General features: G+C 35.2%; 16 protein-coding genes and 4 tRNA genes. 19 read left to right on the forward strand and 1 reads right to left on the reverse strand.

Features of this window, described 5'->3' with window-relative positions:
- Positions 1 to 54: 54 nt before the first annotated feature.
- Positions 55 to 282, forward strand: a complete 228-nt coding sequence (locus tag BUB25_RS11375; protein WP_072944404.1) for a PspC family transcriptional regulator — start codon at positions 55 to 57, stop codon at positions 280 to 282.
- Between the two features lie 69 nt (positions 283 to 351).
- Here the strand turns inward: BUB25_RS11375 and BUB25_RS11380 are convergent, their stop codons facing one another.
- On the reverse strand, positions 352 to 1,830 hold the full coding sequence (locus tag BUB25_RS11380) for an amino acid permease (RefSeq protein WP_072944406.1): 1,479 nt from the start codon (positions 1,828 to 1,830) through the stop codon (positions 352 to 354).
- A 299-nt stretch (positions 1,831 to 2,129) separates the two neighbouring features.
- On the opposite strand from BUB25_RS11380, the gene BUB25_RS11385 reads away from it, so the two are divergent.
- The 18 genes from BUB25_RS11385 to rpoC all read left to right on the forward strand — a co-directional run bounded on the left by BUB25_RS11385 (position 2,130) and on the right by rpoC (position 19,597).
- Complete coding sequence (locus BUB25_RS11385; protein ID WP_072944408.1) at positions 2,130 to 3,017, forward strand: ComEA family DNA-binding protein; 888 nt, start codon at positions 2,130 to 2,132, stop codon at positions 3,015 to 3,017.
- A gap of 199 nt (positions 3,018 to 3,216) precedes the next feature.
- The gene (locus BUB25_RS11390; protein WP_072944410.1) at positions 3,217 to 4,386 is read left to right on the forward strand and encodes an acyl-CoA dehydrogenase family protein; all 1,170 of its coding nucleotides are present in this window, start codon (positions 3,217 to 3,219) and stop codon (positions 4,384 to 4,386) included.
- A gap of 205 nt (positions 4,387 to 4,591) precedes the next feature.
- Positions 4,592 to 4,786: a 30S ribosomal protein S21 gene (gene rpsU / locus BUB25_RS11395; RefSeq protein ID WP_072944412.1), complete on the forward strand. Its 195-nt coding sequence runs from the start codon at positions 4,592 to 4,594 to the stop codon at positions 4,784 to 4,786.
- Between the two features lie 76 nt (positions 4,787 to 4,862).
- Positions 4,863 to 5,756, forward strand: coding sequence for a tyrosine-type recombinase/integrase (locus BUB25_RS11400; protein ID WP_072944414.1), 894 nt, complete (start codon positions 4,863 to 4,865; stop codon positions 5,754 to 5,756).
- Between the two features lie 37 nt (positions 5,757 to 5,793).
- On the forward strand, positions 5,794 to 6,096 hold the full coding sequence (gene hpf / locus BUB25_RS11405) for a ribosome hibernation-promoting factor, HPF/YfiA family (protein WP_072944528.1): 303 nt from the start codon (positions 5,794 to 5,796) through the stop codon (positions 6,094 to 6,096).
- A 91-nt stretch (positions 6,097 to 6,187) separates the two neighbouring features.
- A tRNA-Thr gene (locus BUB25_RS11410) sits at positions 6,188 to 6,261 on the forward strand.
- Between the two features lie 50 nt (positions 6,262 to 6,311).
- Positions 6,312 to 6,392, forward strand: a tRNA-Tyr gene (locus BUB25_RS11415).
- 86 nt (positions 6,393 to 6,478) lie between these two features.
- Positions 6,479 to 6,550: transfer RNA gene (locus tag BUB25_RS11420), tRNA-Thr, on the forward strand.
- A 54-nt stretch (positions 6,551 to 6,604) separates the two neighbouring features.
- On the forward strand, positions 6,605 to 7,792 hold the full coding sequence (gene tuf / locus BUB25_RS11425; RefSeq protein WP_072944417.1) for an elongation factor Tu: 1,188 nt from the start codon (positions 6,605 to 6,607) through the stop codon (positions 7,790 to 7,792).
- Between the two features lie 60 nt (positions 7,793 to 7,852).
- Positions 7,853 to 7,923, forward strand: a tRNA-Trp gene (locus tag BUB25_RS11430).
- A gap of 20 nt (positions 7,924 to 7,943) precedes the next feature.
- Positions 7,944 to 8,141 (forward strand): preprotein translocase subunit SecE, encoded by a 198-nt coding sequence (gene secE, locus BUB25_RS11435; protein WP_072944420.1) that lies wholly within the window; start codon positions 7,944 to 7,946, stop codon positions 8,139 to 8,141.
- An 8-nt stretch (positions 8,142 to 8,149) separates the two neighbouring features.
- Positions 8,150 to 8,701, forward strand: a complete 552-nt coding sequence (gene nusG, locus BUB25_RS11440) for a transcription termination/antitermination protein NusG (protein WP_072944422.1) — start codon at positions 8,150 to 8,152, stop codon at positions 8,699 to 8,701.
- A gap of 69 nt (positions 8,702 to 8,770) precedes the next feature.
- The gene (gene rplK / locus BUB25_RS11445; RefSeq protein WP_072944424.1) at positions 8,771 to 9,208 is read left to right on the forward strand and encodes a 50S ribosomal protein L11; all 438 of its coding nucleotides are present in this window, start codon (positions 8,771 to 8,773) and stop codon (positions 9,206 to 9,208) included.
- A gap of 13 nt (positions 9,209 to 9,221) precedes the next feature.
- Complete coding sequence (rplA, locus tag BUB25_RS11450; protein ID WP_072944426.1) at positions 9,222 to 9,911, forward strand: 50S ribosomal protein L1; 690 nt, start codon at positions 9,222 to 9,224, stop codon at positions 9,909 to 9,911.
- Between the two features lie 22 nt (positions 9,912 to 9,933).
- Complete coding sequence (gene rplJ / locus BUB25_RS11455) at positions 9,934 to 10,437, forward strand: 50S ribosomal protein L10 (RefSeq protein ID WP_072944428.1); 504 nt, start codon at positions 9,934 to 9,936, stop codon at positions 10,435 to 10,437.
- A gap of 91 nt (positions 10,438 to 10,528) precedes the next feature.
- On the forward strand, positions 10,529 to 10,900 hold the full coding sequence (gene rplL / locus BUB25_RS11460; protein WP_072944430.1) for a 50S ribosomal protein L7/L12: 372 nt from the start codon (positions 10,529 to 10,531) through the stop codon (positions 10,898 to 10,900).
- A 274-nt stretch (positions 10,901 to 11,174) separates the two neighbouring features.
- A complete protein-coding gene (rpoB, locus tag BUB25_RS11465) occupies positions 11,175 to 14,987 on the forward strand; it encodes a DNA-directed RNA polymerase subunit beta (RefSeq protein WP_072944432.1) in 3,813 nt (1,270 codons plus the stop codon).
- A gap of 296 nt (positions 14,988 to 15,283) precedes the next feature.
- Positions 15,284 to 19,597: a DNA-directed RNA polymerase subunit beta' gene (gene rpoC / locus BUB25_RS11470; protein ID WP_072944434.1), complete on the forward strand. Its 4,314-nt coding sequence runs from the start codon at positions 15,284 to 15,286 to the stop codon at positions 19,595 to 19,597.

A 19,597-nucleotide genomic window follows, 5' to 3' on the forward strand; every position in this document is an offset into this window, starting at 1 on the left:
AGGATAGAATTGTATTATTTTTGTAATTTTGCCTTTAAATTTAAATCATTTAAAATGTCATTAGTAATTAAGCTAAAGTTCTTTTTTGAAAAATATGGTTTTCATGTGTCCTCTAGGCTAGCTGATAAATTAGGAATGCGGGTGACTAATGTGAGGCTTTTTTTTATTTATATTTCTTTTGTTACGGCAGGATTGGGATTTGGGGTGTATTTGACTTTGGCTTTTTGGATTCGTTTAAAAGATCTGATTCGAGCCAAAAGGACTTCCGTTTTTGATTTGTAGAAAATAGTTAACATAAAAAGGGCTATAAAGTATTAAATACTCTATAGCCCTTTTTATTTCAGTATTAAATTATTTGTCAGGATTGTTTAATTTACTGTTTTTCTTTCCATATAAAAAATAAAGAGCAACACCGATTCCCATCCAAATTGCAAGTCTTTCCCAGCTTTCAATAGGTAATCCAGCCATTAAGATTAGACAGATGATAACTCCTACAATAGGAAATACTGGTACAAATGGAACTCTAAAGCCTCTTACTGCGTTGGGATTAGTTTTTCTCATTACAATAACTCCAATACATACAAGAGCAAACGCAAATAATGTTCCAATACTTACCATATGTCCTAAATCGCTTACAGGTACAAAGCCGGCAAACAAACTAACAAAAACCATGAAAAGTAGGTTTGTTTTGTATGGTGTTCTATTTTTTGTATGTAATGTACTGAAAAATTTAGGTAATAATCCATCAATACTCATACTGTAGAAAACTCTACTTTGCCCCATCAACATCACTAACATTACAGAGGTATATCCTGCAATAATTGCAATTGTTAATGCTGAGTTTAAGAATGTATAACCTGTCTTAGCAAACGCTGTAGTTACTGGGCTTGCATCACCTTTAAACTCAAGGTAGTTTTCTAAACCAGTCAAAACAAAAGCAAATAAAACATATAAAATGGTACAAACTATTAACGATCCTAATATACCAATTGGCATACCCCTTTGTGGATCTTTTGCTTCTTGTGCAGCTGTAGAAACAGCGTCAAATCCTATAAATGCAAAAAATACTACTCCTGCGCCTCTTAGAATACCACTCCAGCCATAATGACCAAAGTAATCGCTACTAAAGAAATTTAAAAACGTCATCTTTCCTGAGCTCAAAAGGGCTTCGCCTTCATTTACAGGAATAAATGGTGTATGATTTGCTCCATCAATAAAACCCCATCCTAAGCCAATGAACACAATAACAACAGTTACTTTTAGAATAACCAAAATGTTGTTTAATAAAGCAGATTCTTTTGTGCCTCTAATCAATAATAGAGATAGTGTAAAAATAATTAATATGGCGGGTAAATTGATGAGTCCGGGTTTTTCATCCCATGGTCCATGGAGAATTTCTTGGGGAATATGGAGTCCATAAGTGCCGAGGAATTTATCTACGTATTGAGACCAGCTCACTGCTACTGTTGCGGCCCCAAGAGCATATTCAAGAACTAAATCCCATCCGATAATCCAAGCAACAAACTCTCCCATTGTTGCATAGGAATAAGTATAAGCACTACCTGCAACGGGAATCATAGATGCAAATTCGGCGTAGCACAATCCAGCAAAGGCACAACCTATCGCTGCTAAGATGAAGGATAAGGTTACTGCAGGTCCTGCATTGTCTGCGGCTGCGATTCCGGTTAATGAAAATAATCCAGCACCAATTATTGCTCCAACTCCTAGAGCTACAAGGGATCGAGAAGATAAAGTTCTTTTTAATCCTTTCTCATCTTCTGACGCTTCGTTTAGTAAAACCGATAGTGGTTTTGTTTTCCAAATTGACATATATTTATGGGTTTTATTGTTTTTAAGTCTCAAATGTATTCTTTTTTGTAAAATATTAAAACAATAATTTAGTTTTATAGGTAAATATTGTTGTTTTTTAATTTCAATCTGCTGCTTTGTTCTGAAATAAGTATATTTCTGTTGTTAATCTTGTGAAAAATTCAATGTTAAGCCAGTGGTTATTGAATTATTGTGTTTAAGTTATTGATTTTGTGTTATTTTTAATAAATTTAAGGTTTGCTAATTCGTGTCGTAAGGGTGGTCATATTATAAGTTTAGTAATCATAATTTTGTTATAAATGGATTTGAAAAAAGCGAGTACTTATTTTAAATTTTCGAAATCACAAAGTGCAGGGATTTTCTCATTATTTATAATTATTATAGTCTTGCATTCGATTTGTTTTTTTATTGGATTTAATCCAACGATGAAAAATTTTCCTGAAAAGCAGAAGTGGCTTTCTGTTCAGTCAGAAATTGATTCGATGAAAGAAGCGAATTCGAAACGTGTATTTAAAATTTATCTTTTCAATCCCAATTTTATTACAGATTATAAAGGGTATAAACTTGGAATGTCAGTTGAAGAAATCGATAGGCTTCTTGTATATAGAAAATCAGGGAAGTTTGTTAATTCAGCAAAAGAATTTCAAAATGTCACTAAAGTTTCAGATTCTCTTTTGAATGCAATGGCTCCTTATTTTAAATTCCCGGATTGGGTGAACAAGCAAAAAGAGTCTATGGAGTATATAGATTATAAGGATAATGTTTTTTCAAAAAAGGAAAAGTTTGTTTTGGTAGATATCAATACAGCTACCAAGGAAGATTTGATGAAAGTTTATGGGATAGGCGAGGTGATTTCTGTTCGTATCTTAAAATTGAAGGAGAGTCTTGGTGGATTTGTTTCAATGAATCAGATGGAGGATGTTTGGGGATTGTCGCCTGAGGTAATTGAAAAGCTTAATGCTCGGTTTAAGATTTCGGCTTTGCCGGATATCAAAAAAATAGATATAAATAATGCTTCGTTAAAGGAAATTGCTCAGTTTCCGTATTTTAAATATGCGTTAGCAAAGGAAATTGTAATGTATAGAAGTATGAATGGGGATCTTAAAGATGTTGAGGATTTAACAAAAATTAAAGGTTTCCCATTAGAAAAAGCGAATATAATTGGTTTATATTTGGCATTTAATTAGAAGTGTGTATTCGAGTGTTTAATTTTTTTGAATTAGCGACAAAATATTTTCAAGTTTCGTGTTTTAATTTCGGGAAGTTATAATTCTGTTGTCTAGCTCAATACTAACTAAGAACTTAGATTTAAAGTCCTTACTTTTTGTTTCAATCAAAAAAGTTTCAGTTACTTCAATTTGTCAAAATAATAAAAATATTAATTATATGGATTCAGTTTATTTCACGGAAGAACATCAATTATTTAGAGAGAGTTTAAAAGATTTTTTGCAGAAAGAAGTTGTGCCTCATATTGAAAAATGGGAAAAAACAGGTACAATAGAGCGTTTTATATGGAAAAAGTTTGGTGAAATGGGCTTTTTGGGAATACGCTATCCTGAGGTTTATGGAGGATTGAATTTGGATTTATTTTATACCGTTATTTTTTTAGAAGAACTTCAAAAAATAAAATCTGCTGGTTTTGCCGCTGCTATGTGGGCACATTCTTATTTAGCGATGACGCATTTAAATGCTGAAGGTGACGAACGAATTAAGCAAGATTATTTAGCGCCAAGTATAGCTGGCGATAAAATAGGAGCTTTGTGTATTACAGAGCCTTTTGGCGGTAGTGATGTTGCAGGTATGAGAACAACGGCTGTTAAAAAAGGAGATAAATATATTATTAACGGCTCTAAAACTTTTATTACAAATGGCGTTTATGGAGATTATTATGTAGTTGCTGCAAAAACAAGTCCAGAGCTGGGGAATAAAGGGATAAGTATGTTTTTGATGGATAGTAATCTCAAAGGGATTTCAGCTACAAAATTGGATAAATTAGGTTGGAGAGCTTCAGATACAGCAGAAATTGCATTTGATAATGTGGAAATTCCTGTAGAGAATTTAATGGGAGAAGAAGGAAAGGGTTTTCCTTATATTATGCAGCATTTTGCTTTGGAGCGTTTGATTATGGCTATAAATGCTCATGCAAGTGCAGAGTATGCGATTGATTATACAATAGAATATATGTCGCAACGAGAAGCATTTGGTAAGACAATAGATAAGTTCCAGGCATTAAGACATACATTAGTAGAACATGCAACAGAGGTCGAGCATTGTAAGGTATTTAATTATGCTGCTGTAGCGCGATTGGATAAAGGGGAGTATGTAGTTAAGGAGGCTACCATGGCTAAGTTGAAATCTACAAAAGTAGCTGACGAAACCATTTATAGCTGTTTGCAAATGTTGGGCGGTTATGGTTATATGGAAGAATATCCTTTAGCACGTTTGTTTAGAGATAGTCGTTTGGGGCCAATTGGTGGAGGAACTTCGGAAATTCTTAAAGAGATTCTTGCAAAAATGATTATTGATAAACAAAATTATAAGCCGGCTGTGAAATAATGGCGGATTCTAATTGATTAAAATGCGGTTGATCTGAAATGGGTTTTTTTGTTTAATTCAGTTTTTGGTTCATTAGGAAATTGAGTGAAAAAAAAGAGTTTTGTTTGTTGGAATTTATTTCTTTTAAAATAATCCAAAATTTATAACTCATTACTCATAATTAATATATACTTTTGCACACTTAACGAAAGGGGGTGTCAATATTATGTTAATTATACCAATTAAAGACGGAGAAAATATCGATAGAGCATTAAAGCGCTATAAAAGAAAATTTGATAAAACAGGAACTGTTCGTCAGTTAAGAGCACGTACTGCTTTTATTAAGCCTTCTGTGAAAAATAGAATTAAGATCCAGAAAGCAGCTTATATTCAAAACATGAAAGATAACTTAGAGAACTAGTTAATATCTTTTTAAATTAAATGCCGTTAGTCATTAAAGTTTTATAACTTTGATACTAACGGTTTTTTTATTTTATATGATTACTACTTTAGTTGCATTTAGGGATTATTTAGAAAAGGAGAAAAAATATTCTCCGCACACTGTGAATGCGTATTTGAATGATTTGACAAGTTTCCAGTCTTTTAATGAGATTTGTTTTGGTCAGGATGATTTAGAGAAGGTAGGGTATTCTCAAATTAGGAGTTGGATAGTTTCGTTGGTTGATAATGGAATGTCGAATACTTCTGTTAATAGAAAAATAGCATCTTTAAAAGCTTTTTATAAGTTTCTGTTAAAAATTAAACGGATAGAAGTGAGTCCGTTACTTAAGCATAAAGCTTTAAAAACTGCAAAAAAGCTTCAGATACCCTTTTCAGAGAAAGAAGTGGATGCAGTCTTGACTGAAGTTTCGGTTTTGGCTGGTTTTGAAGAAGTGAGGAATAAGTTGATAATGGACTTGTTTTATACTACGGGAATGCGAAGGGCTGAGTTGATTCATTTGGGGGTTGATGCGGTTGATTTTTCGAATAATACAATAAAGGTTCTTGGTAAGAGGAATAAAGAAAGGCTGCTCCCTGTTTTGTCTGTTGTGATGGATCAGTTTCTGTTGTATGTTAAGGAGAAGGCTCTGTTGGGAATTAGTGAGGATTGTGGTTATTTTTTTACAACAAAAAAAGGGTTAAAATTGAGTGATTCTTTTGTGTATCGGTTAATAAATTCTTACTTTAGTACTGTCTCGGAAAAGGTAAAAAAAAGTCCGCATGTTTTAAGGCATACGTTTGCGACTCATTTATTAAATAACGGGGCAGATTTGAATTCGGTAAAAGAATTATTGGGTCATTCTAGTTTGGCTTCTACGCAAATTTATACGCACAGCAGTTTGTCTGAGTTGAAAAAGATTTATGAAGAGGCACATCCGAGGAATAGGTGATGATTCTTTAAGAAGTTTAACTAAAAAAAAAGTAATTATGAAGGTAAATGTTCATGCGGTTAACTTTACTGTTGACGGGAAATTAGTGGATTATGTTCAAGAGAGAATGGATAAGCTAGAAAAGTATTATGATAAGGTGGTCTCGTCAGATGTCTATTTGAAGGTAGAAAAGACAAGTGATAAAGAGAATAAGCTTGTTGAAGTAAAGGTTAATGTTCCGGGGGATGATTTTCTGGTAAAAAAACAATGCAAAACTTTTGAGGAGGCGATCGAATTGTCAGCAGAATCCTTGGAGAGATTGCTAGTAAAAAGAAAAGAAAAAATAAGAACACACATATAATGCAAATTTTTTTAAAAAAATGTTTTGATTCATAGATAAAATCTCTACATTTGCAGTCCGTTAGAAATAGCGGACTTTTTTTATTGAAATCGCCAGCGTAGCTCAGTTGGCTAGAGCAGCTGATTTGTAATCAGCAGGTCGTGGGTTCGAGTCCCTCCGCCGGCTCTTTTTCCCAATTCGATTTGGAGTAGTTCATGTGATTATTGATAAAAAAAGGGGAGATACTCAAGCGGCCAACGAGGGCAGACTGTAAATCTGCTGTGAGAACTTCGCAGGTTCGAATCCTGCTCTCCCCACAAGAATGGAATTTAGATTGCCGATTTTTTTAAAATAGATTTAAGGTCTGAATTTTGAAAATAAAAGCTTTTAAATCAAGGGTTCTGCCGACTTAGCTCAGGGGTAGAGTGCTTCCTTGGTAAGGAAGAGGTCACGGGTTCAATTCCCGTAGTTGGCTCAAGTAAGTAGGAAATTGAAATAAATATATAACTAAGATTAAAAATTAAGTAAAATGGCAAAAGAAAATTTTAATCGTTCCAAACCGCACTTAAATATAGGTACAATTGGACACGTAGATCATGGGAAAACTACTTTAACTGCAGCGATAACGAAAGTATTATCTGATGCTGGTTACTGTCAAGCTAAATCGTTTGATCAAATCGATAACGCTCCTGAGGAGAAAGAAAGAGGTATTACAATTAATACATCTCACGTTGAGTATGAAACTGCTAACCGTCATTACGCACACGTTGACTGTCCTGGTCACGCGGATTACGTAAAGAACATGGTTACTGGAGCTGCTCAAATGGATGGTGCTATTCTTGTTGTAGCTGCTACTGATGGGCCAATGCCACAAACACGTGAGCATATCCTTTTAGGTCGTCAAGTAGGTATTCCTAGAATTGTTGTATTCATGAATAAAGTGGATATGGTTGATGATGAGGAGTTGTTAGAGCTTGTTGAAATGGAAATTAGAGACTTATTGTCTTTCTATGAATATGATGGTGATAATTGTCCTGTAATTCAAGGTTCTGCTTTAGGTGGATTGAATAATGATCCAGTTTGGGTACCAAAAATTCTTGAATTGATGGCTGCTGTTGATGCTTGGATTGAAGAGCCGGTAAGAGATGTTGCAAAACCTTTCTTGATGCCAGTTGAAGATGTATTTACAATTACAGGTCGTGGAACTGTTGCTACAGGACGTATCGAAACTGGAGTTGCTAATACAGGAGATCCTGTTGAAATCATTGGTATGGGAGCTGATAAATTGACTTCTACTATTACAGGAGTTGAGATGTTCCGTAAAATCCTTGATAGAGGAGAAGCTGGAGATAACGTAGGTTTATTGTTAAGAGGTATTGATAAAGAATCTATCAAAAGAGGAATGGTTATCATTAAGCCAGGATCAGTAAAACCACACGCTACTTTCAAAGCTGAGGTTTATATCTTGAAAAAAGAAGAAGGTGGTCGTCATACTCCATTCCATAATAACTACCGTCCACAGTTCTACGTACGTACAACTGACGTAACAGGAGTTATTACTTTACCAGAAGGTGTAGAGATGGTAATGCCGGGAGATAACTTGACTATCAATGTTTCTTTGTTGAGCCCAATCGCAATGAGCGTAGGTTTGCGTTTTGCTATCCGTGAAGGTGGTAGAACTGTAGGAGCAGGTCAGGTAACTGAAATCGTAGGATAATCCTATAAATATTATAAAAAGCCAGTTGGTTTTCTTAACAGAAATCGCTGGCTTTTAATTACGGGCGTAGTTCAAGGGTAGAATAGCGGTCTCCAAAACCGTTGATGGGGGTTCGAATCCCTCCGCCCGTGCAAAAAAAAATATAATCATCATGGCAAAAATTGTTAATTACATATCAGAGGCATTTGAAGAATTGAAATCAAATGTGACTTGGCCTGTTTGGGCGGAAGTTCAAAAACTTACGATTGTTGTTGCTGTTTTTTCGGTATTGTTCGCTTTGGCAACATGGGGAGTGGATGAGTTTTTTACAAAAGCATTAGCTGGATTTTTTAACTGGATAAAAGCTTAATTTTTGTGATGACAGATAGTAGTATAAAAAAGTGGTATGTCGTTCGAGCGGTAAGCGGTCAGGAGAATAAAGTAAAAGCTTATATTGAAACGGAAATCTCTAGATTAGGGATGGAAGATTTTGTTTCTCAAGTTTTGGTTCCTACTGAGAAAGTGGTTACTGTGAAAGAGGGAAAGAAAATTGTTAAAGATAAAGTTTATTTTCCGGGTTATGTTATGATTGAAGCTAACCTTGTTGGTGAAATTCCACATATTATTAAGTCTATAACAAGTGTTATTGGTTTTTTAGGTGAAACTAAAGGTGGGGAACCTGTTCCGTTAAGGATGTCCGAAGTAAATAGAATGTTAGGAAAAGTGGATGAGTTGGCTGTAAATACAGATACTCGTTCAATACCTTTCAATGTTGGTGAAACGGTTAAGGTTATTGATGGTCCTTTTAATGGTTTTAATGGAACTGTTGAGAAAATCAATGAAGAAAAGCGTAAACTTGAAGTGATGGTTAAGATTTTCGGAAGAAAGACGCCATTAGAGTTGAGTTTTATGCAAGTTGAAAAAGTATAATTTTGTTACATTACCTATAATAACCATTGCAATTGCTTCCAATAATTGTGATGTTAAATTTTTAAAAAAATGGCTAAAGAAATTAGTAAAGTAGTTAAACTACAAGTTAAGGGAGGTGCTGCGAATCCGTCGCCACCGGTTGGACCTGCTTTAGGAGCTGCTGGTGTTAATATCATGGAGTTCTGTAAGCAATTTAATGCTAGAACACAAGATAAAGCCGGCAAAATATGCCCAGTGCAAATTACTGTGTATAAAGACAAATCATTTGATTTTGTTGTAAAAACTCCTCCTGCGGCCGTTCAGTTAATGGAAGCTGCGAAGCTTAAATCTGGTTCTGGTGAGCCTAATCGTAGAAAAGTAGCAAGTGTTACTTGGGAACAAATTAGAACTATTGCTGAAGATAAAATGCCGGACTTAAATGCTTTCACTATTGAGAAAGCTATGAGTATGGTTGCTGGAACAGCTAGATCTATGGGTATAACTGTATCAGGAGACGCTCCTTTTTAATTAAGAGAAAGACATGGCAAAATTGACAAAAAAGCAAAAAGAGGCTGCTTCAAAAATTGAAAAGAACAAACTATACTCTTTGAAAGATGCAGCTGCATTAATCAAAGTTATAGCTTCTGCAAAATTTGATGAGTCTGTTGATATCGCAGTACGTTTGGGTGTAGATCCAAGAAAAGCGAATCAAATGGTTAGAGGTGTGGTAACATTACCTCATGGAACTGGTAAAGATGTTAAAGTATTAGCATTAGTTACTCCGGATAAAGAAGCGGAAGCTTTGGCAGCTGGTGCAGACTATGTAGGTCTTGATGATTATTTACAAAAGATAAAAGACGGTTGGACAGATGTTGATGTAATTATCACTATGCCTGCTGTTATGGGTAAATTAGGTCCATTAGGTCGTATTTTAGGGCCTAGAGGTTTAATGCCTAACCCTAAAACAGGTACTGTAACTATGGATGTTGCAAAAGCTGTTGCAGAGGTAAAAGCTGGTAAAATTGACTTTAAAGTTGATAAAACTGGTATCGTACATGCAGGAATTGGTAAAGTTTCTTTTGGAGCTGAGCAAATTTATGACAATGCACACGAAATTATTCAAACATTAATCAAACTTAAACCAACTGCTGCTAAAGGTACCTACATTAAAGGTATTCACCTTACAAGCACTATGAGTCCAGCAATTGCATTGGACCCTAAAGCAGTATAATTGGTAGTTAAAAATTTTTAGTATGACTAGAGAAGAAAAATCAATCGCGATTGAAGATTTAACTGCACAGTTAGCTGGTACAAATATTGTTTATGTAGCAGATATTTCTGGACTAAATGCAGAAACAACTTCAAATTTGAGAAGAGCTTGTTTTAAAGCAGGTGTGAAATTAGAGGTTATAAAAAACACTTTGCTTGCAAAAGCAATGGAAGCTTCTGAAAATAGTTATGGTGAATTGCCTTCAGTTCTTGTGGGTAACAGTGCTATATTTATTTCGGATGTGGCTAATGCACCTGGGAAAATAATTAAAGATTTCCGTAAAAAATCGGCTTTGCCAATTTTGAAAGGAGCTTACATAAATGCTGAAGTTTATATTGGAGATGATCAATTAGATGCATTAGCAACTATCAAATCTAAAGAAGAACTTCTTGGTGAACTTATTGGATTACTTCAATCACCAGCACAAAGAATTATTTCTGCACTTCAAAACAAATTTGCTGGAGAAGAGCAAGCTGAGGAAGCATAATAAAAAAGAACTTTTAGTTCCCTTTTATTATTTACAATGCGCACAATAAACAAAATATAATTTTACAAATCATTTTAAAACGATAGAAAAAATGGCAGATTTGAAACAATTCGCAGAACAATTAGTTAATTTAACTGTAAAAGAAGTTAACGAATTAGCAACAATATTAAAAGATGAGTACGGAATCGAACCAGCTGCTGCAGCTGTAGTAGTTGCTGCTGGTGGTGCTGATGGTGCTGCAGAAGAAGCTCAAACTGAATTTACAGTGGTATTGAAAGAAGCTGGTTCTTCTAAATTAGCAGTTGTAAAATTAGTTAAAGAACTTACAGGTTTAGGTTTGAAAGAAGCTAAAGATGTAGTTGATGGAGCTCCATCTAATGTTAAAGAAGGTGTTTCTAAAGAAGAGGCTGAAGGGCTTAAAAAATCTTTAGAAGAAGCTGGAGCTGTAGTTGAGCTTAAATAGTTAAATTCAGTTTAAAAAATAAGGTTTAGGTCTTGGGTTTAGTCGCCCAAAGACCTAAACCATTTTTCGTATTACAAAAGTCTATCTTATTTTGCTATAAAAATAGCTTTTGAAATTCAATTCCTTTTGCCCATTACGAGGAAAAAAAATTAACAGATAATAAGAAAGTAGTTATCTTAAATTGGTTTTTAAAGATGTAATGGTCCTAAAAGAAAAGTATAAAATCATATTTATACACAAAAAATTACTTTTTTAATCAAAATTTTGTCCATTGATGATAACAAATCAGACTGAAAGATTGAATTTTGCCTCTACAAAAAATATCCCGAACTATCCAGATTTTCTAGATGTTCAGGTAAAATCTTTTCAAGATTTTTTTCAATTAGAAACTAAATCTGATGAAAGAGGCAATGAAGGACTTTATAATACCTTCATGGAAAATTTTCCAATTACAGATACAAGAAATAACTTTGTATTGGAATTCCTGGACTATTTTGTAGATCCACCACGTTATACAATTCAAGAATGTATTGAAAGAGGTCTAACGCATAGTGTGCCCTTAAAAGCTAGGTTAAAACTGTATTGTACAGATCCAGAGCACGAAGATTTTGAAACGATAGTACAAGATGTTTATCTTGGAACAATACCTTACATGACGCCAAGTGGTACTTTTGTTATCAATGGTGCTGAGCGTGTTGTGGTTTCACAACTTCACCGTTCTCCTGGTGTATTCTTTGGACAGTCATTCCATGCAAATGGAACAAAATTATATTCTGCCAGAGTAATTCCTTTTAAAGGATCTTGGATAGAATTTTCTACAGATATCAATAGTGTAATGTACGCTTATATCGACAGAAAGAAAAAATTACCTGTAACTACTTTATTCCGTGCAATAGGTTTCGAAAGAGACAAGGATATCCTAGAGATTTTCGACCTTGCTGAGGAAATTAAAGTGTCTAAAACAGGACTTAAAAAATATATCGGTAGAAAATTAGCTGCTCGTGTATTGAATACATGGCATGAAGATTTCGTAGATGAAGATACTGGTGAAGTAGTTTCTATCGAACGTAACGAGATTATCCTTGATAGAGATACCATTATCGACAAAGATAATGTGGAAGAAATCATTGATTCTAACGTTAAATCTATTTTGTTACATAAAGAAGATGCTAATCAAGCTGATTATGCTATCATCCATAACACGTTACAAAAAGATCCAACCAACTCTGAAAAAGAAGCCGTTGAGCATATCTACAGACAATTGCGTAACGCAGAACCGCCTGATGAAGAAACTGCTCGTGGTATTATAGATAAATTATTCTTCTCTGACCAACGTTACAACTTAGGTGAAGTAGGCCGTTATAGAATGAATAAAAAACTTGGTTTAGATATTCCAATGGAAAAGCAAGTGCTTACCAAAGAAGATATCATAACTATCGTGAAGTATTTAATTGAGTTGATTAACGCAAAAGCGGATATTGATGATATTGACCACTTATCAAACCGTCGTGTTAGAACAGTTGGAGAACAATTGTCTCAACAATTCGGTGTTGGTTTAGCACGTATGGCCAGAACTATTCGTGAGAGAATGAACGTTAGAGATAACGAGGTGTTTACACCAATTGATTTGATTAATGCTAAAACATTATCATCAGTTATTAACTCTTTCTTTGGAACGAACCAGTTGTCTCAATTTATGGATCAAACGAATCCGCTTGCTGAGATAACGCACAAAAGAAGATTATCTGCACTTGGACCAGGTGGACTTTCGAGAGAAAGAGCCGGATTTGAGGTTCGTGACGTTCACTATACGCACTACGGACGTTTATGTCCAATTGAAACTCCTGAGGGACCAAACATTGGTTTGATTTCTTCTCTTGGAGTTTATGCTAAAGTAAACGGAATGGGTTTCATCGAAACACCTTACCGTAAAGTAACTAATGGAGTGGTAGATTTAGAGTCTACTCCAATATACTTAAGTGCTGAAGAAGAAGAAGGAATGTTGATTGCACAAGCCAACATTGAAATGGATAATTCAGGTAAAATTATTGCCGAAAACGTAATTGCACGTCAAGAAGGTGATTTCCCTGTTATTGATCCAGCAAAAGTAGATTATACAGACGTAGCTCCTAACCAAATTGCTTCTATTTCTGCCTCGTTGATTCCTTTCTTGGAACATGATGACGCGAATAGAGCCTTGATGGGATCTAACATGATGCGTCAGGCCGTACCATTGATTCGTCCTGAAGCTCCTATTGTTGGAACCGGTTTAGAGCGTCAAGTCGCTTCTGATTCTAGAGTTTTAATTAACGCTGAAGGTCATGGAGTTATTGAATATGTAGATGCAAATATCATCACTATCAAATACGACCGTTCTGAGGAAGAAAGAATGGTAAGTTTTGAACCAGATGAGAAAACATACAATCTAATTAAATTTAGAAAAACCAATCAAGGAACAAGTATCAACTTAAAACCTATCGTAAGAAAAGGGGATAGAGTGGTACCTGGTCAAGTATTATCTGAGGGTTATGCTACTCAAAATGGGGAGCTAGCTTTAGGTCGTAACCTAAAAGTGGCGTTTATGCCATGGAAAGGGTACAACTTTGAGGATGCGATTGTAATTTCTGAAAAAGTAGTTCGTGACGACATTTTTACCTCTATTCACGTTGATGATTATTCATTAGAAGTTAGAGATACTAAATTAGGTAACGAAGAACTTACAAATGATATACCAAACGTTTCTGAAGAAGCTACTAAAGATTTGGATGAAAATGGTATGATTAGAATTGGAGCCGAGGTGAAACCTGGTGACATTCTTATCGGTAAGATTACACCAAAAGGAGAATCTGATCCTACTCCAGAAGAGAAATTGCTTCGTGCAATCTTTGGGGATAAAGCAGGTGATGTAAAAGATGCTTCATTGAAAGCGTCTCCATCTTTACACGGTGTAGTTCTTGATAAAAAATTATTTGCAAGAGCAGTAAAAGACAAACGCAAACGTACTCAAGATAAAGATGCTTTAGGAGCACTTGAAATGGAATTCGAAGTTAAATTTGTCGAATTAAAAGACAGACTAGTAGAGAAACTATTCTTGATTGTAAACGGAAAAACCTCTCAAGGTGTAATGAATGATTTGGGTGAAGAAGTTTTACCAAAAGGTAAAAAATACACTCAAAAAATGCTTTATGCTGTTGAAGATTTTGCTCACTTAAGTAAAGGTCAATGGGTAGCTGATGATGCAACTAATAAAATGGTGAATGATTTAATTCATAACTATAAAATTAAGTTGAACGATTTACAAGGAGCGTTAAGAAGAGAGAAATTCACCATTACTGTTGGAGATGAATTGCCATCAGGAATTTTGAAATTAGCTAAAGTTTATATCGCTAAGAAACGTAAGTTGAAAGTAGGGGATAAAATGGCAGGACGTCACGGTAACAAAGGTATTGTTGCAAGAATCGTTCGTCATGAAGATATGCCTTTCCTTGAAGACGGAACACCGGTTGATATTGTGTTGAATCCACTAGGGGTACCTTCACGTATGAACATTGGTCAAATTTATGAAACGGTATTAGGTTGGGCTGGAATGAACTTGGGTAGAAAATTTGCTACTCCAATTTTTGATGGTGCTTCTCTTGACCAAATTAATGAATTGACTGACGAAGCTGGAGTGCCACGTTTTGGACATACACATCTTTATGATGGTGGTACTGGAGAACGTTTCCATCAAGCAGCGACTGTGGGTGTAATTTACATGCTTAAATTAGGACACATGGTTGATGATAAGATGCACGCACGTTCTATCGGTCCATACTCGTTGATTACACAACAACCACTTGGAGGTAAAGCTCAATTTGGAGGTCAGCGTTTTGGAGAGATGGAGGTTTGGGCACTTGAAGCTTATGGAGCATCAAGTACACTTAGAGAAATCTTGACTGTGAAATCGGATGATGTTATAGGTAGAGCTAAAACTTACGAAGCAATCGTAAAAGGTGAATCTATGCCAGAACCAGGATTGCCAGAATCCTTCAATGTATTGATGCATGAATTGAAAGGTCTTGGACTTGACATTCGTTTAGAAGAATAAATTAAAGTTTGCAGTATTCAGTCCTGATTTTTATTAGGGCTGATTACTTGTTTATAAGAGTTTTTAGGATTTAGACCCGTAACCCGTTCCGATTTTTTATACAAACCCAAGGTTTTATAATTAGCACTTCAAAATTTGATTTGAAGTTTAGAGAAGTAATTCGAGGTAGTGTTATAGTCGAAAGTTTCTAAGTCCAAAGTCGAAAGTTATACGTGACTTTAAAAACTTTAAGACATTTGACTTTAGACTAAAACGAGAATCAATTTTTAATTGCAAATAAATCAATAGTAAAAACTATGATAAATAATAGAAATAATAACAATAAAGATAAAAACCCTGTAAAAAGGTTTAATAAAATCTCAATAGGTCTTGCTTCTCCTGAATCGATCTTGAAAGAATCAAGAGGTGAAGTTTTAAAACCAGAAACCATCAACTACCGTACGCACAAGCCTGAGCGTGACGGTCTTTTCTGTGAAAGAATTTTTGGACCAGTTAAGGATTTTGAATGTGCTTGTGGTAAGTATAAAAGAATTCGTTACAAAGGAATCATCTGCGACCGTTGTGGAGTAGAAGTTACTGAGAAAAAAGTACGTAGAGATAGAGTAGGACACATCAACCTTGTTGTGCCAATTGCTCACATCTGGTATTTCCGTTCGTTACCAAACAAAATTGGTTATATCCTAGGTCTTCCATCTAAGAAATTAGATATGATTATTTACTACGAAAGATACGTAGTAATTCAAGCGGGTATTGCTAAAAATGCTGACGGAGAATCAGTTCAAAGACTAGACTTCTTAACTGAAGAAGAATATTTGAATATATTAGATACTCTTCCTGCTGACAATCAATATTTGGATGATTTTGATCCAAATAAATTTGTTGCCAAAATGGGAGCTGAGTGTATTATGGACTTGTTGGCAAGAATTGATTTAGATCAATTGTCTTACCAATTAAGACATAGTGCAAATAATGAAACTTCTAAACAACGTAAAACAGAAGCATTAAAAAGATTACAAGTAGTTGAATCTTTCCGTGAGTCTAACTTGAACCGTGAGAACCGTCCAGAATGGATGATTATGAAAGTGGTTCCTGTTATTCCACCAGAATTACGTCCGCTTGTGCCACTTGATGGAGGTCGTTTTGCAACTTCAGATTTAAATGATTTATACCGTCGTGTAATTATACGTAACAACCGTTTGAAAAGATTAATGGAGATCAAAGCTCCTGAAGTGATCTTGAGAAACGAAAAACGTATGTTGCAAGAATCGGTAGATTCATTATTTGATAATACAAGAAAAGCATCTGCTGTTAAAACAGAATCAAACAGACCATTAAAATCATTATCTGATTCCCTTAAAGGTAAGCAAGGACGTTTCCGTCAAAACTTACTTGGAAAACGTGTGGATTATTCTGCTCGTTCGGTAATTGTTGTTGGACCTGAATTGAAATTGTTCGAATGTGGTATCCCTAAGGATATGGCAGCCGAATTATACAAACCTTTCGTTATCCGTAAATTGATAGAAAGAGGAATTGTAAAAACGGTTAAATCAGCTAAAAAAATAATAGATAAGAAAGAGCCTGTAGTTTGGGATATCCTTGAAAACGTAATTAAAGGTCACCCAATCTTACTGAACCGTGCTCCTACTTTGCACAGATTAGGTATTCAAGCTTTCCAACCAAAATTAATTGAAGGAAAAGCAATCCAATTGCACCCTTTAGTTTGTACGGCATTTAATGCGGATTTTGATGGGGATCAAATGGCAGTTCACTTACCATTAGGACCAGAAGCTATTCTTGAAGCACAATTGTTAATGTTGGCTTCTCATAACATTCTGAATCCTGCAAATGGTGCGCCAATTACAGTACCTTCTCAGGATATGGTTTTGGGTCTATATTATATGACCAAAGAACGTATCTCAACACCAGAAAAGAAAATTTTAGGTCAAGATTTGACTTTCTATTCTGCTGAAGAAGTTAATATTGCATTGAATGAAGGAAGATTAGAATTGAATGCTCGTGTTAGAATTAGAGCAAAAGATTTTAATGATGAAGGAGAATTAGTATACAAAATTATCCAAACAACTGCCGGACGTGTATTATTTAATGAAGTAGTACCAGAAGCAGCAGGATATATCAATGATGTATTGACTAAGAAAAACCTAAGAGATATTATCGGTCACGTATTAAATTCAACAAGCGTACCTGAAACGGCTGCTTTCTTGGATAACATGAAAGATATGGGGTACAAATTTGCCTTCAAAGGTGGTTTGTCATTCTCTCTTGGTGATATTAGAATTCCAGATCAAAAACCTAAATTAATCGCTGACGCCAGAGAACAAGTTGAAGGTATTTCTGCTAACTATAACATGGGTCTTATTACTAATAACGAACGTTACAACCAAGTTATTGACGTATGGACTTCTGCTAATGCGCAATTAACAGAGTTGGCAATGAAAAACATTAGAGAAGACCAACAAGGTTTCAACTCAGTGTATATGATGCTTGACTCTGGAGCAAGGGGATCTAAAGAACAAATTCGTCAGTTAACTGGTATGCGTGGTTTGATGGCTAAGCCAAAAAAATCTACTGCTGGTGGTGGTGAAATTATTGAAAACCCAATTCTTTCTAACTTTAAGGAAGGTCTTTCAATCCTTGAGTACTTTATCTCTACTCACGGTGCTCGTAAAGGACTTGCGGATACGGCTCTTAAAACGGCGGATGCTGGATACTTAACAAGAAGGTTACATGATGTTTCTCAAGATGTTATCGTTAATATTGATGATTGTGGTACATTAAGAGGTGTTGAAGTTTCTGCATTGAAAAAGAATGAAGAAATAGTTGAATCATTAGGAGAAAGAATTTTAGGACGTGTTGCTTTGCAAGATGTTGTTAATCCTTTAACTAGTGAAGTGTTAGTTCAAGCTGGACAACAAATTACTGAGGCTATAATGAAAGTTATTGAAGCTTCTCCTATCGAGAAAGTGGAAGTACGTTCACCGCTTGTTTGTGAGGCTACAAAAGGTATTTGTGCTAAATGTTACGGTAGAAACTTAGCTACTGGAAAAATGACTCAAAGAGGTGAAGCAGTTGGAGTTATCGCTGCTCAGTCTATTGGAGAGCCAGGAACACAGTTAACATTGCGTACATTCCACGTCGGTGGGGTTGCGGGTGGTATTTCTGAAGAATCCAGTATCATTACGAAATTCAACGGTAAGCTTGAAATCGAAGATCTTAAAACTGTAAAAGGTGAGGATAACGAAGGAAATGCTGTTGATATTGTGGTTTCTCGTTCAACTGAATTGAAATTAGTAGACGAAAAAACAGGTATTGTTTTAAATACACATAACATTCCTTACGGATCAAGTATTTTTGTAAAAGACGGTCAGTCTGTTGCAAAAGGAGATGTAATCTGTAAATGGGATCCATATAATGGGGTTATTGTTTCGGAATTTACCGGTAAAATTGCTTACGAAGATTTAGAGCAAGGTCAATCATTCATGGTTGAAATTGATGAGCAAACTGGTTTCCAAGAAAAAGTAATCTCTGAGGCAAGAAATAAGAAATTAATTCCAACTTTATTAGTTTACGGTAAAGACGGTGAATTGATCCGTTCTTACAACTTACCGGTTGGAGCTCACTTGATGGTTGAAGACGGAGAGAAAATTAAAGCGGGTAAAGTATTGGTGAAAATTCCACGTCGTTCTTCTAAATCTGGGGATATTACAGGAGGTTTACCAAGAATTACAGAACTTTTAGAAGCTCGTAATCCTTCAAACCCAGCTGTAGTTTCTGAGATTGATGGTGTTGTTTCTTTTGGAAAAATCAAAAGAGGTAACCGTGAGATCGTTATCGAATCTAAATTTGGTGATGTTAGAAAGTACTTAGTAAAACTTTCAAGTCAAATTCTTGTTCAAGAGAATGACTTCGTAAGAGCTGGTGTACCTTTGTCTGACGGAGCGATTACTCCAGACGATATCTTAAGAATTAAAGGACCTGCTGCTGTTCAACAGTATCTAGTAAATGAAATTCAAGAGGTATACCGTTTACAAGGGGTGAAAATTAATGATAAGCACTTTGAGGTAGTAATACGTCAAATGATGCGTAAAGTAAGAGTTCAAGATCCAGGAGATACATTGTTCCTAGAAGATCAATTGATTCATACTAAAGATTTTATCGTAGAAAACGATAAATTGTACGGAATGAAGGTGATTGAAGACGCTGGTGATTCTACGAATTTGAAAGAAGGTCAAATTATTTCGCCTCGTGAGTTGCGTGATGAAAATTCTCTTTTGAAACGTACGGATAAAAACCTAGTTGTGGCTCGTGATGTAATCACTGCAACTGCGACTCCGGTATTACAAGGTATTACAAGAGCATCTCTTCAAACGAAATCATTCATTTCTGCGGCTTCTTTTCAGGAAACCACTAAAGTATTGAACGAAGCTGCTGTTGCAGGTAAGATCGATTACTTAGAAGGATTGAAAGAAAATGTAATTGTAGGTCATAGAATCCCTGCCGGAACGGGTATGAGAGAATACGATCATACAATTGTAGGTTCAAAAGAAGATTATAATGATATGATGGCTAATAAAGAGGAATATATTTACTAA

It is taken from the genome of Flavobacterium granuli, assembly GCF_900129705.1.
In the GTDB taxonomy this organism is placed as follows: domain Bacteria; phylum Bacteroidota; class Bacteroidia; order Flavobacteriales; family Flavobacteriaceae; genus Flavobacterium; species Flavobacterium granuli.